Source organism: Anaerostipes amylophilus (assembly GCF_025567365.1).
Classification (GTDB): Bacteria; Bacillota; Clostridia; order Lachnospirales; family Lachnospiraceae; genus Anaerostipes; species Anaerostipes amylophilus.
Genome location: NZ_JAOQJG010000004.1, coordinates 93,150 through 107,010, shown reverse-complemented (window position 1 = coordinate 107,010; position 13,861 = coordinate 93,150). Strand labels below are relative to the sequence as shown.

General features: G+C 36.4%; 15 protein-coding genes. All 15 read right to left on the bottom strand.

The annotated features are described in order from the left end of the window. Positions 1–4: 4 nt before the first annotated feature. The 15 genes from aroB to mreD all read right to left on the bottom strand — a co-directional run bounded on the left by aroB (position 5) and on the right by mreD (position 13,853). Complete coding sequence (aroB, locus tag OCV53_RS06850) at positions 5–1,099, bottom strand: 3-dehydroquinate synthase (protein WP_055197307.1); 1,095 nt, start codon at positions 1,097–1,099, stop codon at positions 5–7. After that, positions 1,074–1,658: a DivIVA domain-containing protein gene (locus OCV53_RS06845; protein ID WP_022375137.1), complete on the bottom strand. Its 585-nt coding sequence runs from the start codon at positions 1,656–1,658 to the stop codon at positions 1,074–1,076. The genes aroB and OCV53_RS06845 overlap by 26 nt, the downstream gene beginning before the upstream one ends. 9 nt (positions 1,659–1,667) lie before the next feature. Continuing rightward, positions 1,668–2,423: a YlmH/Sll1252 family protein gene (locus OCV53_RS06840; protein WP_055197305.1), complete on the bottom strand. Its 756-nt coding sequence runs from the start codon at positions 2,421–2,423 to the stop codon at positions 1,668–1,670. 2 nt (positions 2,424–2,425) lie between these two features. Further along, entirely contained in the window at positions 2,426–2,722 is a 297-nt protein-coding gene (locus OCV53_RS12525; protein ID WP_410075005.1) for a cell division protein SepF, read from the bottom strand. Between the two features lie 265 nt (positions 2,723–2,987). Beyond that, positions 2,988–3,683, bottom strand: coding sequence for a YggS family pyridoxal phosphate-dependent enzyme (locus OCV53_RS06830; RefSeq protein WP_055197303.1), 696 nt, complete (start codon positions 3,681–3,683; stop codon positions 2,988–2,990). Between the two features lie 35 nt (positions 3,684–3,718). Continuing rightward, positions 3,719–5,098, bottom strand: coding sequence for a biotin/lipoyl attachment domain-containing protein (locus tag OCV53_RS06825; RefSeq protein WP_055197301.1), 1,380 nt, complete (start codon positions 5,096–5,098; stop codon positions 3,719–3,721). Next, positions 5,099–6,043 (bottom strand): tRNA modification radical SAM protein MnmL/YtqA, encoded by a 945-nt coding sequence (mnmL, locus tag OCV53_RS06820; RefSeq protein WP_055197299.1) that lies wholly within the window; start codon positions 6,041–6,043, stop codon positions 5,099–5,101. A 1-nt stretch (position 6,044) separates the two neighbouring features. Then, positions 6,045–7,007 (bottom strand): D-alanyl-D-alanine carboxypeptidase family protein, encoded by a 963-nt coding sequence (locus OCV53_RS06815; RefSeq protein ID WP_242852139.1) that lies wholly within the window; start codon positions 7,005–7,007, stop codon positions 6,045–6,047. A gap of 39 nt (positions 7,008–7,046) precedes the next feature. Next, the gene (locus OCV53_RS06810) at positions 7,047–7,439 is read right to left on the bottom strand and encodes a methylglyoxal synthase (RefSeq protein ID WP_022375130.1); all 393 of its coding nucleotides are present in this window, start codon (positions 7,437–7,439) and stop codon (positions 7,047–7,049) included. A gap of 12 nt (positions 7,440–7,451) precedes the next feature. Then, positions 7,452–8,567, bottom strand: coding sequence for an FtsW/RodA/SpoVE family cell cycle protein (locus OCV53_RS06805; RefSeq protein WP_022375129.1), 1,116 nt, complete (start codon positions 8,565–8,567; stop codon positions 7,452–7,454). A 15-nt stretch (positions 8,568–8,582) separates the two neighbouring features. Then, the gene (minE, locus tag OCV53_RS06800) at positions 8,583–8,843 is read right to left on the bottom strand and encodes a cell division topological specificity factor MinE (RefSeq protein ID WP_022375128.1); all 261 of its coding nucleotides are present in this window, start codon (positions 8,841–8,843) and stop codon (positions 8,583–8,585) included. A gap of 14 nt (positions 8,844–8,857) precedes the next feature. Further along, the gene (minD, locus tag OCV53_RS06795) at positions 8,858–9,643 is read right to left on the bottom strand and encodes a septum site-determining protein MinD (RefSeq protein ID WP_055197297.1); all 786 of its coding nucleotides are present in this window, start codon (positions 9,641–9,643) and stop codon (positions 8,858–8,860) included. A gap of 18 nt (positions 9,644–9,661) precedes the next feature. Further along, on the bottom strand, positions 9,662–10,402 hold the full coding sequence (gene minC / locus OCV53_RS06790) for a septum site-determining protein MinC (RefSeq protein WP_022375126.1): 741 nt from the start codon (positions 10,400–10,402) through the stop codon (positions 9,662–9,664). A gap of 20 nt (positions 10,403–10,422) precedes the next feature. Beyond that, entirely contained in the window at positions 10,423–13,338 is a 2,916-nt protein-coding gene (locus OCV53_RS06785; protein WP_055197295.1) for a penicillin-binding transpeptidase domain-containing protein, read from the bottom strand. Then, a complete protein-coding gene (mreD, locus tag OCV53_RS06780; protein ID WP_022375124.1) occupies positions 13,338–13,853 on the bottom strand; it encodes a rod shape-determining protein MreD in 516 nt (171 codons plus the stop codon). Before mreD ends, OCV53_RS06785 begins: the two co-directional genes overlap by 1 nt. Positions 13,854–13,861: the final 8 nt, after the last annotated feature.

Genomic DNA, 13,861 nt, shown 5'->3' with positions numbered 1-13,861 from the left:
CCTGTTATTTTTTTAATGCATTTTCCATTTCATCATCGGTTACACTCATATCAATATATGCTTCTCCGATGGAATGTAATAATATGAATTTAATTTTATCTCCAACCATCTTCTTATCGGATTTCGTTGTTTTGATAATATCCTTAATAGAAAGTTCACTGATATCTCCATTCATACCAAACTTTATAAACACTTCTTTGATATCTTTTACTTCTTCTTCTGTAAGATTTCCTTTCATCTGCGATATTCTGGCTGCCAGACAACATCCTGCTGCCACACATTCTCCATGAAGCCATGTAAAATCTTTTAATTTCTCAATTGCATGTCCTAGTGTATGACCAAAGTTTAATAAGGCACGTTCTCCTTTTTCTTTTGGATCACGCTCTACAACGTCTCCTTTGATCAGACAGCTTCTATAGATCATCTCTCTTACTGCTTCATGTTCTCTTTCTTTGATCGGTGTAATATTATCTTTGATCCAATCATAATATTTTGCATCTTTGATCAATCCATGTTTGATAACTTCTCCCATTCCAGAAAAATATTCTCTCTCTGGCAGAGATTTTAATGTCGCTGTATTGATATATACAAGCTTTGGCTGATGGAATGCACCGACCATATTCTTATATTGAAGAAAATCAACTCCTGTCTTGCCCCCGATACTGCTGTCCACCTGTGATAACAATGTTGTTGGCACCTGCACAAAATCAATTCCTCGAAGATATGTTGCCGCCGCATATCCTGTCATATCACCAACAACCCCGCCTCCTAATGCGATCAGAAGATCCTGACGGTCAAAATGGTTAATGATTAGTTCTTCATATAACGCTTCTATCGTCTTTAACTGTTTGTGTTTCTCTCCTGCTTCAAAGCTGAATGTGATCGTTTTCGCAGCCTTTGAAGAAATCAAGTCATACATCTGCTTTAAATAAAATGGGGCTACATTGCTTTCTGTTACAATACATATTTTTTTGTGTTCAATTTCCAGAAATTCCATCTGTTTTAGAAAATCATCAAAAGAATCTTTCAAAATAATATCATATGATTTTCTACCATCTGTTCGAATCTCAATCTTACTGTTCTTTTCCAAATTGTTCATGATTCTTATCCTGCTCCTCTTCTTCCTTCTCTCCTGCGATCTGAAATTCCATCTCATATACAGGATTGTTTAAAATATCCATCTGTCCATTTATAAACTGTTTCATTCTTGCTTTATAACTTTGATAATCACTTTCTAGCTTTCGGATCAATTCCTGATAATTCTTGATCATTTGTTCATGTTTTTCTTTTTCTTCCTTGAAATCTTCTTTTGCACTCACTCTGATCTTATCTGCTTCTGCCTGTGCCTCTGAAACAAGTTCTTTTGCATTTCTTGATGCTTCAGCTTCTAATGTCTGGGCTTTCTGTGTTGCATTCTCAATCGTTTCTTTGGATGTTTCTTCCGCAAGAACTAATGCTCTCTTTAATGATTCTTCAATTGTACGATAATGACTTAAATTCTCTGTCAGTGCAGATACTTTTTCTCTTAATTCATTATTTTCTTTGTAAACTTTTTCATAATCTTTTGCAAGATCTTCTAAAAATTCATCAACCTCAACTGCCTTATAGCCAAATCCCCTCTTTAGTTCTTTTCCTAATACTTCAACTGGTGTAATCATATATTCCTCCTATTGAAAGATCGCCAGTGTAAGAAACTGACGGCCTTTTTTTGATGTTTTGCCCAAATCTTCTACCAGAAACTTTCCATATCCTCTCACTGATATGATATCTCCTTGTCTGATCTTTTGTCCTGATGATATACAAAGTCTTCCATTATGAAATACTTTCTGGGCTTTTAACAGCTTATCGCTTGATGTTCTTGAAAGTCCATATGCCTGTGACACCAGAACATCTAACCGCATAGATGCCACAAACCCTTCTTTTCTCTTATATTTCTGAATATATCCTGTTTCTTCCCATACGACTTCTTCTACTGCTACTCTTGTATGCCTTACCTGTCCTAACTGTTCTTTTAGTAAATCCATAATATGAGACATACAAAAAATATAAGCACATTTTTCATCAACAAGAATATCCCCGATCAGATAACGTTCAATCCCCAGATTCATTAAAGCACCCAGATAATCTCTGTGGCTTAATGTTTCTGCAAACTTATCAAAAACAGGTGAGATCCTGGCACATGCCAATGGAATCTCACCCTCATAACCAAATAATTCTTTCGAACCAAACAGTACCACAGCTCTTGTAAAGTGTTCATGTCCTCCAACAAGCTGTGGATGTGCATAATCAAGTTCTTTCTTCATATCTTGATAAATACTCTGTTCGTATTCATTTAAAAAATGTGTATGTTTATAAACATTCTGGCTGTATGATTTTTGTGCCAGTTCCAAAAGTCGTTTCTTTAATAATTCTTCTTCTTTCATGTTTACTTTAATTGTGGTGAGATCGTATTTCCATTCATGATCTCACTTTTCAGGTCTCCACTGACTTCAATACTGTCTGGTGCTGCAATAAAAATGTTGTTGGATACTGCCTGCAGGGAACCATTGATCGCATAAGTTGCTCCACCAATAAAATCAATGCTTCTTTGTGCAACTGTAAGTTCCACACCTTCTAAATTGATCACAACAGTTCTTCCTTTCTTTAAAAGATCTGCCGCTGTCTGCGCTTCTGCAAAATCCTGTGGTTTGATAACGTAGACTTCTACTCCTCTTCCATTCATGGATACCACCTTGCTTCCAGTACTTGTAAACCTTTTCTTCTTCTCTTCCCTACTTAATACATGATCAAAAGGCTGGCTTACTTCTTCTTCAGATTCTTCCACCGGTTCCTTTTCTTTCTTCTTAAAAAATGAAAAACCTACTTTCTCTGGTTCTTCCTCTTCTTCATCTTCGTATTCTTCATACTCTTCATCGTATTCTTCATCTTCTGTCAGCTTCATAAAGTTCAGCAGTTTGTCAACTGTACCTTTCATCGATCTTCCTCCGCTATATGTTATAATTGCGCTCTCCAAAAATTGCTGTACCAACTCTGATCATTGTCGCTCCTTCTTCTACTGCGATCTCATAATCATTCGTCATACCCATGGAAAGTATACTCATATCTACATTATCAAAGTTTTTGTTCTTGATGTCAACAGATAATTGTTTCATCGCGCGAAAATATTTACGATTATCTTCGGGATCATCAACAAATGGTGCAATCTGCATCAATCCCTTGATCTTTACATATTCAAGTTTTGAGATTTCTTTGATCACATCTTCTACGTCCTTTGGATCTAATCCAAATTTAGTATCTTCATGTGCAAAGTTAACCTGAATAAGAATTGGAACCTCTTTAACATTGTGTTTTACTGCTTCTTTATCAATTGCCTGTGCCAGTTTTACAGAATCCACAGAATGGATCAATGCTACCTTATCTACAATATATTTGATCTTATTTGTCTGCAAATGTCCGATCAGATGCCATCTTACCGGCCAGCTGATATTTGCATACTTATCTCTGATCTCCTGTACTTTGTTTTCTCCAAAATCCAGAACTTTTTCTTTTCTTAACTCTTCCACCATCTCTAATGGCTTTGTTTTGCTGACGGCAATGACTGTAACCTCTCTTGGATCTCGTCCCACGCGTTCGCAAGCTTCTTTCACATGTTCTTTCACTTCATTATAACGTTCTATCAGCATATTTCTTCCTTCTTTCTGTTGATTGATAATGTCATTTAATAAATAATCTGATTTTCCTTGATCGTCGTTCCATCCAATACGATAAAGTCATATGCACTGACTCCCTGATTCGTATCATTGGCTATGATCGAGTAATCATCTTTCTGTGTCAGAATATCGATCGGTTTAAAATCTGCATAACCACGATTTGTACAATATACCCCTTGCAAAGTCTTCTTCTTCTCGATCAAAAATGTCTGATTAGAGTCCATTGCCTGCAATACAACATTCTCCCCTACTTCATCAGGATCCAGATAACAGTATTTTTCACTTCTGCCATAAATGGTATACGTTTTTTGTTCTACCGTTACCTCACCATTCTTACTAGTGCTTCGTACGGCAAACTGTTCCGTCGTACTATTATCACCTTTTGTAAGGTATTTGACCGGAACCTGATAAAACTTTTTCTTAACAATTGATGTATTTGGAACCTTTAACCCTTTATAAGAATCTAAAGTAATGTCAATCTCAAGATAACGTTCACTCAAATAACGAACCGCATAATCATTTAATTTTAGATATCCAAAATAATTTTTACCTTTTTTGATGGTTTCTACTGTTGCTGTTGCTTTATTCTGATCTTGCATAAATCGTATTGATACTTCTTTTTTGTCTTTGAGCATCTTGTACTCTTCTTCTTTTAATGGAACAACAATCTGCCATTTTTCACTCTTATTGATCCTTGCAACAACTTTATTCTTTTTTACTTTATCTGCTGTATTATATTTTTGTTTTCGATATCTTGTCTGATCAAAGTCTGATGCATTGATATCACTTACTTTTTTCCCATCAAATTTATCCGAATAAAATTCTACCACACCACTTGAAGTACTTTTCTGCGTCTGAAAACTTTCTGTCCCCATCGCATCCTGTACTGATGCGATTACTTTCTTCATTGCATCTTCATTGATATTTAAAATAGCATTCTTAAGATCGTATTTTAAATCATACACTTCTGAAAAGTTATTATCATTGTAAACGGACTGATACTCATTGATCTTACGTGATACCTCATCATCATCCATCACATTTGTCGTCTTTTGCAACTCTTCTACTTTTTCTGCAAATGTTTCCTGAACTTTCTTGTCCTTGTCTACAGTAAAAACAGTTCCATCTTTCTTGACCCGCTTTCCTTCTTCTACATAATATGTAATGTATCCAGACTGTGATGTCTTTAATAACTGTTCATCCCTGACTGCAATTCCCGTCAATGATAATGTGTTTGTAATCTTATCTTCGGTAACTTTATATACACTCAGTTTTTTCTTGCCCATAAATATTATGACATTGATCACGATATAAACAAAAATTACCGCAAATATGATCATTCCAATATTCCAGCGCATTTTTATTTTTCGTTGTCGTTTTTTTGCCATTTAACAAATCCTCCATCGCCTGAGTGCTGCTCCGTTTTGATAGTCTGCCTTACATCCCTGTGTAAGATTTCTCTCCTCCATTATCGCATCAAACTGGTCTCTTAATTTCCACCAGCTGATTCCCCAATTTGAAAATGACGCATCTTCTTTTGGTACACGGCTGAATAGTCGTTCGATCACCATATCACTTCTAACATAACTGATAAAAGTTACAAGTCTTTCCAAATATTCTTCTGCGGAACACATACTAACCTTACCTTCCTCAAATTCTTTGTACAGTCTGGAACCTTTTGGCACATATAATGAATGTAGTTTTACGATCTGTACCGGAAGTACTGACAGGATCTTTGCCGTCTCTATAACATCTCTTATATCATCACCTGGAAGATTCAATATGATATGTGTACAAATTTCAAATCCATAAGGTGCTGTCATTAAAACCGCATCCAGATATTCTGCAAGACTGTGTCCTCTGTTGATCTTCTCCAAAGTCTTATAATTTACTGTCTGAAGTCCATATTCTATTGATATTTTCACACCATATGTGTCTGAAACATTCTTCATACAGTCAAGATAGTCTCTTGTAATGCAGTCTGGCCTTGTTGATATTGAAATTCCAACAATATCTTCCATCCTGGCTGCTTCGATCATATATTCTTCTAACTGTTTTACTGGAAGAAATGTGTTCGTATAATTTTGAAAATACGCAATAAATTTTTTTGCTTTGTATCGCTTGGCTATCTTTTCTTTTGTTGTTAATAACTGTTCACTTACAGAGGTTTCACAATTCATTGCTTCAAAGCCTGTTCCAACCCCTCCGCAAAAACTACACCCATCTCCATCCATACGATTCGGACAAGTCACTGGAAGATTTACCGGCAGCTTATATACTTTTTCTCCATATATTTGTTTTAAATGTCCACTGTAAGTTTTATATCGTTCCATTTTAGTTTTCCTTTGATAAAATATCTGTCATTGTATGGTAAAGTGCTGATTTTGTTGCTCCTTTTAATACCACTGAAATAAACTCTTCTCCGTCTTTATTCTTTGTAAGCAGAATCAGACAAGAACCTGCCTGTGTTGTTGTACCTGTCTTCCCACCAATCATGTATACATTACTTGGTAATGTATAAGTACCTGCAATATACTGGTTTGTAGATGCCATATCATAGACTTTCAACTGTCCTTTAGAGCCTGTATATTCAATTCTACTGCTTGATCTTCCCGCAATATTGAAAAATTCATTGTGTTTCGCTACTTCCTTAAAAATCAGGTATAAATCATATGCTGTAGAATAATGATTGGCTAAATGTAAACCATTTGGGTTTGCAAAATGTGTATTTGTTGCACCTAATTCTTTAGCACGCTTATTCATTAATTTTACAAAGCTTGTCAGATTTCCAGAGACTTCTTCTCCTAATGCTACTGCCGCATCATTTGCTGACATAATGATCAGGGCATTGAGTAGTGCTTCTACTGTGATCTTGTCTCCCTTTTTTAGATGAACTGCCACTGCTGCACCATCTGGGAATGTAATATCATGTTTGATCGTAACAACTTTATTTAAATCTAAATTCTCCAGTGTGAGAAGTGCTGTCATGATCTTTGTTGTACTTGCTGGATATGCCTGATCAAATACTTTCTGGCTTACTAATACTTTATTCTTTGTATTATTCACAAGAAGTACTTCTTTGGCATCTGGATAATCCTCATTCTCTGCCTTCTTCTTTGATACAACTGCTACTTTAGAGCCTTTAGATTCCCAGCGGTCTGACAATGCTGATTCTTTCATTGCTGTTCCTGTTGTTTTATAATGCTGTTCATAATCAAGTGATGCTGCGCTGGATGACTGGCACCCTGACATTGCTACCATCATGATCGACATAATCATACATATTATTTTCTTCATCTTCATAATCTTTGTAAAAAAAGACCGTCTCCTGACAGTCTATTTATACATATTCCTCCAATCCAAATCTCCTCGATCCAGTGCAAGGATCAATACTTCCGCAGTTGGAAGATTCGTGGCACATGGAATATTATACTGGTCACAGAGATTTAAAACATTATAAAAATCCGGTGTTCTCTTCTTATTTGACGGATCCTGTAAAAAAATCAAAAGGTCTATTTCATTGTTGGATATCTTGCTTCCCATCTGCTGCATTCCGCCAAAATGTCCCGCAAGAAGTTTATGAATCTTTAAATTGGCAACATCTTCGATCATCTGTCCGGTCGTACTTGTTGCATATAATTTATGCTTTTTTAAAATATCCTGATATGCAATACACAAATTCTGCATCAAGTTCTTTTTCCCATCATGGGCAACTAATCCTACATTCATAAATAGAACCTCCTAGTGTCTTTTTCTTTGTAAATATATGTTAAGTACCATTCCGATCGCAATCGATGCCGACATCAACGAGCTTAACCCATAACTGATAAACGGAAGTGGCTGTCCTGTATTCGGCATAGTTCCTGTCGCAACAGCTATGTTGATAAATGACTGAAATCCCATATAGCAGGCAACTCCCACAGCAACATAAGTACCGATCAGATTTCCTGATTTCTTCGCCACATTCATACATTGATATACAAGGCATGCAAATATAACGATCAAGATCACGCATCCAACAAATCCAAATTCTTCTCCGATCACTGAGAAAATAAAATCTGTCTGATTCTCGGATACCAAATTTACATCGCTGGCTGATACATTCGATATTGTATTACTTCCAAAACCTTTTCCAAATAATCCTCCAGATCCGATTGCCATAATTGAATTGCTTGTCTGAAGAGCTGTTGAATCTGCATAATTCTCTGGATGTAAAAATGACATGATCCTGGCCACCTGATGCGGCTCTAGTAAAACCTGTCCAGGCGTCTGGACGTACCATAAAAAGATTGCTAAAAGTGGTACTCCAATGATCAATACACGAACGATCAGTTTAGAAGACAATCCTGCCATAAATATCATTCCAAGAATGATAAAACAAATATCGAGTGTTGAGGAAAGACTTGGCTGCTTCAAGATTAAAAGAAGCGGTACTGCACATACTAATGCAAGCTTTCCAAGGATCTTAGGTTCGTTAAGATCATCCTGATGTTTGACAAGGAATGCTGCAATCACAATAATCATGATCACTTTACTAAGTTCTGATGGCTGAAATGTTCCCAATGGTCCAAGGGAAAACCACCTCTTTGCTCCATTCACATCTTTTCCAAATAACTTGACGCCGATCAGCATGATTACATTAAAAATATACAATATTTCTGCATTTCTTGTAAATACCTGAAAATCAATCAGTGATACTACAATAATAATACCAAGTCCCATTGTAATACCAAGTGCCTGTTTTACAACGAATGAAGGATTTGCACTATGAATAAATAAAAGTCCCATTGCCATCAGTACAAGTACATTAAATAAGAGTTTGAAATTGTAATTTTGCAATCGATAATTTCGCAGCATGTTCTTTCTCCAATGTTATTTTCTAAGCTCGCGAATCGGAATATTGGCATATAATGCCGGTCCTTCGGATTCTTCGCTGTTTTGTGTAATCTGAATGTCCAATCCGTCCGGGTCGATCTCCATATATTTGGAGATTACCTTAATGATGTCATTTTTGATCAGTTCCATCGTCTCAGGAGAGCAATTTGACCGATCTGAAACAAGCAGCAATTTCAAACGGTCCTTTGCTACTTCTCCTGAACTCTTTTTCTTAAAAAAATTATCAAAAAAACCCATCTTTTATCTCCCCTCTACTTTTTAAATACATGTGCAAGTCTCTGGAAGAAAGTTGGTCCTGTAATTTCCATAAATGGGACTTCTTTGCCCATCACGCGGTCACAAATATTTTTATAAGCTTTTCCTGCTGGTGTATCGCTTCCAACCAGCGGCTCTCCCTGGTTTGTGGAAATAACGATATTCTCATCATCTGGAACGATTCCGATCAGGTCAACTGCAAGAATATCAAGCACATCGTCTTTTGAGAGCATATCTCCTCTTTCTACCATATCCATACGAATTCTGTTGATCACAAGATCAATCTTATGTATGTCATTTGCCTCTAATAAACCAATGATACGGTCTGCATCACGGATTGCGGATACCTCCGGAGTTGTAACGATCAATGCTCTGTCAGCTGCAGCGATCGCATTCTTAAATCCCTGCTCGATTCCAGCCGGGCAGTCTAGAATGATATAATCAAATTCATCTTTTAATTCCTCTACAAGTTTTGCCATCTGTTCTGGTGTTACAGATGTCTTATCTCTTGTCTGAGCAGATGGTAATAAGAAAAGGTTTGGATATTTCTTATCTTTGATCATTGCCTGCTTAATTCTGCAATTTCCTTCCACAACATCAACCAAATTATATACGATCCTATTTTCAAGCCCCATGACAACATCCAGATTACGAAGTCCGATATCTGTATCAATCAATACAACTTTCTTTCCTTCCTTCGCTAATCCTGTTCCCACATTGGCAGTGGTTGTTGTCTTTCCAACGCCACCTTTTCCAGATGTGATTACAATAACTTCACTCATTTTATTTTCCTCCATTCACTATACTATGATTTCATTTAAGAGCGCTTTTGATATGGGCTCGATATAAATATTTCCTTCTTCAACAAATGCAATCTGTGCTTCCATCGGTTGATTATCACTGTTCTTGGATCTTCCAAAGAATTTTTTCTTCTTCTCCGGTTCTCCATCTGCACTTCTTGCTATATGCTTTCCAATGCGTATCTGCATGGGCTGCATGTCCAATGCCGCAACAAATGCATGATCATCTCCACCGCTTCCTGCACTTAGATATCCCTTAGCACAACCAAGAACAACAACATTTCCTTTCGCGCTGACTGATGCTCCAGGATTAACATCTCCGACAACAACAACACTTCCATCAGATTCAAGACTCTGTCCAGACCTTAAGGTTCCTCGGTAAAACTGTCCATCTCCCTTTCTTCTCTCATCGATCAGAGATTGCGATCTTTTCTGTTCCTTCTCCTCAAGTTTCTTTAATGCCTCTTTAAATGATGTCTCCATGATCTTATCATCTTCTATGACATATGCGATCGTCAATGTTGTCTTTTCGGCAATAATCCCTAAAACTTCTTCAAGCTGTTGGGATGTGAGTTTCCGACCTTCGATCTTCAATGCGATCTGGGTCTGTCCGTTAAAGAAATCTTTTGCCTGTATAAACTTCTCACAAATAGCAGCTTTGAGCTGTTCAAACTTCATCTCAGGATCAAGCACCATGGTAAGCCCAATGCTGTTTCCTTTTAACAATACCGGATGATTCATACGATTCCTCTCTTCTTTTCTTAGTCTCCCGCAGTACCTACATTGGTTTCTGTGACTGATTTATTATTCTTCTCCATCTTCGCCTTTGTCTTATCATTTGCAAAATAATACTCATAAATATCCTTTGCCGTAGATGCAGCATTGGATGAAGTATATCCAAACGGAATAACTACTGTCGTCGTGATCTCTGGTTTCTCATATGGTCCATAAGAAATAAACAGTGCATGGTTTGGACGTTTCTTATTCTCCTGTGCAGTACCAGTCTTTCCTGCAACCTTTACTTTCATTCCTTTGAAAATACTACTTACAGAACTGTCATTTCCATTCACTACACCTCTCATTCCTGTCTGTACCGCATTCCAGTACTTCGTATCATAATGGAGCTGTCTGACTTTCTTGACACCATACTTCTTAATCGTCTTTCCATTATCGTCTGTGATCTTATCCATGATACTAAGATTATATACTGTACCTCTGTTTGATAACGTTGTCACATAATTAGAAATCTGACTTGGTGTGAAACTGTTACGTCCCTGTCCAATGGCAGAACGTACAGAAGTCTCATCAGAAACCTGTGGAGATGACTCATCAAGTTCAATTCCAGACTTCTTATTCAGTCCAAGATCTGTTGCGTATTTTTCCAGATATTTTAATCCTTCCTTACTGCTGTATGAACCTGATTTGTTTCCTAATCTATATCCTACTTCATAAAAGAAATAATTACAAGATGCTTCTATCGCTGTAGATACAGTTCTTGGTCCATGACGATCCGGATACTTCCAGCATTTTGCTGGTGGCGTGATCTTATCATACAAACCTGTACAGTTGATCACCGTGCTCGTTGTAATAACTTTTTCATTCAGACCTGATAGTGCTGATAATGGTTTAAATGTAGATCCTGGTGCTGTTTTGTGTTTTAATGCCTGGTCATATAATGGCGTTGATGCTGAATTAGCCAGCTGTCTGTAATATCCGGAATCTGTTCCATTTGATAAACGATTACTATCATATCCTGGATAACTTACCAATGCTTTTACCTTTCCAGTCTTAGAGTCTGTAATAACAACAGAGCCAGAACATGGATCCATTCCAAGCTGTGCCGGTGTGATCTGCAAACTTTTTAATTTCTTACGGATAAAATCATAACTGTTTAAAGATCCAGATTTCAAGGCAGAATAATCACTGTCGCCTTTCTTCTTAAGGACTCCCTGTTCATAAAGCAGAAGACATACTTCTCTTCCACTTAATTTACCCTTCATGATACTCTGTTCACAAACCGTCATATCGAAATCATCTGCCTCAATCAATGCATCTTCAACATATGCTGCCAGTGCTTTCATGATCTCTTCTGTATCATTATACTTACTGTTGATATTCAAAGATGAAATATCTATCCATTCTTTATTCACCGCATATCTTAAGAATTCGCTTAAACTGATTTTCTCATTTTTCCATCTCTGGTATGTTTTATCTGTCGTATCAATAGAGCTGCTTAAGAGAATCTTCTTACTTGATAACAAACTATATACATAAGATGAATATGCCTGTTTCTCATCACTTTCATCCTTATAAGCTTTCTTTTCATTCAATACCAGATTCTTTGATGTTTTGATCGCGGCATCTTCAAGCCTCTGAATCTTTTTGTACATCTTCTTTTCGTAAGATGTTGCATCATTACCATTCAGATCCTCAAGATCGATCACACTATTTCCAATAAATGAATAATATACTTTCTTGATCGGTATCATAATATTCTCACGGTCATTTCCTGCACTGTCAGAACTTGTGAGTTTGGATAATACGATTCCTGCGATCTTTTTCTCAAGAAGATTATATACATATTCCTGCAGATCACTGTCTATAGATAATGTAATATTATTTCCTGTCCCGGATTTCACTGTCTTCGTAGTTTCTACGATTTTTCCCACATTATTGACAACTAATGTCTTGCTTCCGCTGTCTCCGTGCAGATACTTCTCAAACTGTTTTTCTATACCTGCTTTTCCAACTGTTTCATCACTGGAATAGTAATCTTTATCTTCTTCTTTTTTACCTTTGTTATAAGTTTCTAATTCGTCTGTGTTGACTGTTCCTGTGTATCCAATAATATGAGCCATTGCCTCGCTTTTATTATATACACGAATAGACTTTGTATCAATATCGATTCCTGGAAGTTCTGAACTTCTTTCTTTGATCTCCGCAATACTCTTGCTATTGATCTCATTTGCGATCGTAACCTTCATATACTGTGAATATCTACTCAAAAATGCACTGTATCTTACTGACATGATCTTTAATGCATCTTCTTTGGAATATTTTTTATCAATATCAAACATCTTTCCAGTTCCTGATGATCCCATCGTTCCATCTCTTAAATACTGAAAGACTTCTTCTGCTGTCGCATTAAGCTGTTTGTTTCTTAATTCCTTCTCTGACTGTGAAAGATCAGAAGTATCACTTCCGATTCCAAAAACATCTCTCTTAAATTTCTTAAGTCTTGATCCTGTCTCTGTAAATCTTAGTTTACCGCTTCCTGTATATTCAATTGGAATATCATTGATAAATGAATCTCCATTACGTTCAAGAATCTTAATTACTTTGTAGATTACTTCATTCTTCTCATAACTCTCTGATGTCCCATTTTGCTTAGCAAGTGTCTGGAATGCACTGTCATTTTGGAAATTTACAGTGTAAACCAACTTATTATATGCTAATAATTTTCCATTGACATCATAAATATTTCCTCGTGTACCTGATGTCTTGACTGTCTTTTGTACTTTGTATGTAAAATCCTGCCTATGAGACTGTCCTTCCACGATCTGAAGCACAAATACCCTTCCGATCAAAACACAATAAAGTACTGCGATCAGTACGATCAGTGCAAGCAGTCTGTTTGCTAATAATTTTTCTGCTTTATCGTAAATTTTTCGTAACACTAGAACATACTCCTTTTTTCACCATCTCTGATCCTAATATCTACTTCCAACAATATCTTATAAATGATCAATGCTGTGATTCCTGTATAAACAGCCTCTGGAATCATTACTTTAAACAAATAAGAAAAGAACTGAAGTCTTCCTCTTAATGCAAAAAAGAAGAAAAAGATCACAAAGCTGTATACAAGAGAATTTGCTGTCAAAAGGCCGATTGGAAGTAAAATATCATCTTCATAAAAATATGCATGAAACCATCCATTTACATATCCAAACATGAGATATACAAATGCATATTGCCCTAGCACACTTCCTGAAAAAATATCAATCAACAACCCACAGACAAACCCTACCACGATCCCTGCTTTCTTTCCTCTGATAAATGCTATTGTAACTGTTAAGATCAGTAAGATATTCGGCATAACATCTGCAAGTTTTAAAAACTCAAACACTGATGTCTGCAATAGAAAGCAAACAAGTACAGATATTACATAAAACAAAATTCTCTTAATCTTCATATCTTCAC

Excerpts from the sequence above, each read along its gene's own strand:
- aroB (WP_055197307.1), bottom strand. The coding sequence starts at position 1,099 with ATGAACAATTTGGAAAAGAACAGTAAGATTGAGATTCGAACAGATGGT.
- OCV53_RS06845 (WP_022375137.1), bottom strand. The coding sequence starts at position 1,658 with ATGATTACACCAGTTGAAGTATTAGGAAAAGAACTAAAGAGGGGATTT.
- OCV53_RS06840 (WP_055197305.1), bottom strand. The coding sequence starts at position 2,423 with ATGAAAGAAGAAGAATTATTAAAGAAACGACTTTTGGAACTGGCACAA.
- OCV53_RS12525 (WP_410075005.1), bottom strand. The coding sequence starts at position 2,722 with ATGAATGGAAGAGGAGTAGAAGTCTACGTTATCAAACCACAGGATTTT.
- OCV53_RS06830 (WP_055197303.1), bottom strand. The coding sequence starts at position 3,683 with ATGCTGATAGAACGTTATAATGAAGTGAAAGAACATGTGAAAGAAGCT.
- OCV53_RS06825 (WP_055197301.1), bottom strand. The coding sequence starts at position 5,098 with ATGGCAAAAAAACGACAACGAAAAATAAAAATGCGCTGGAATATTGGA.
- mnmL (WP_055197299.1), bottom strand. The coding sequence starts at position 6,043 with ATGGAACGATATAAAACTTACAGTGGACATTTAAAACAAATATATGGA.
- OCV53_RS06815 (WP_242852139.1), bottom strand. The coding sequence starts at position 7,007 with ATGAAGAAAATAATATGTATGATTATGTCGATCATGATGGTAGCAATG.
- OCV53_RS06810 (WP_022375130.1), bottom strand. The coding sequence starts at position 7,439 with ATGAATGTAGGATTAGTTGCCCATGATGGGAAAAAGAACTTGATGCAG.
- OCV53_RS06805 (WP_022375129.1), bottom strand. The coding sequence starts at position 8,567 with ATGCTGCGAAATTATCGATTGCAAAATTACAATTTCAAACTCTTATTT.
- minE (WP_022375128.1), bottom strand. The coding sequence starts at position 8,843 with ATGGGTTTTTTTGATAATTTTTTTAAGAAAAAGAGTTCAGGAGAAGTA.
- minD (WP_055197297.1), bottom strand. The coding sequence starts at position 9,643 with ATGAGTGAAGTTATTGTAATCACATCTGGAAAAGGTGGCGTTGGAAAG.
- minC (WP_022375126.1), bottom strand. The coding sequence starts at position 10,402 with ATGAATCATCCGGTATTGTTAAAAGGAAACAGCATTGGGCTTACCATG.
- mreD (WP_022375124.1), bottom strand. The coding sequence starts at position 13,853 with ATGAAGATTAAGAGAATTTTGTTTTATGTAATATCTGTACTTGTTTGC.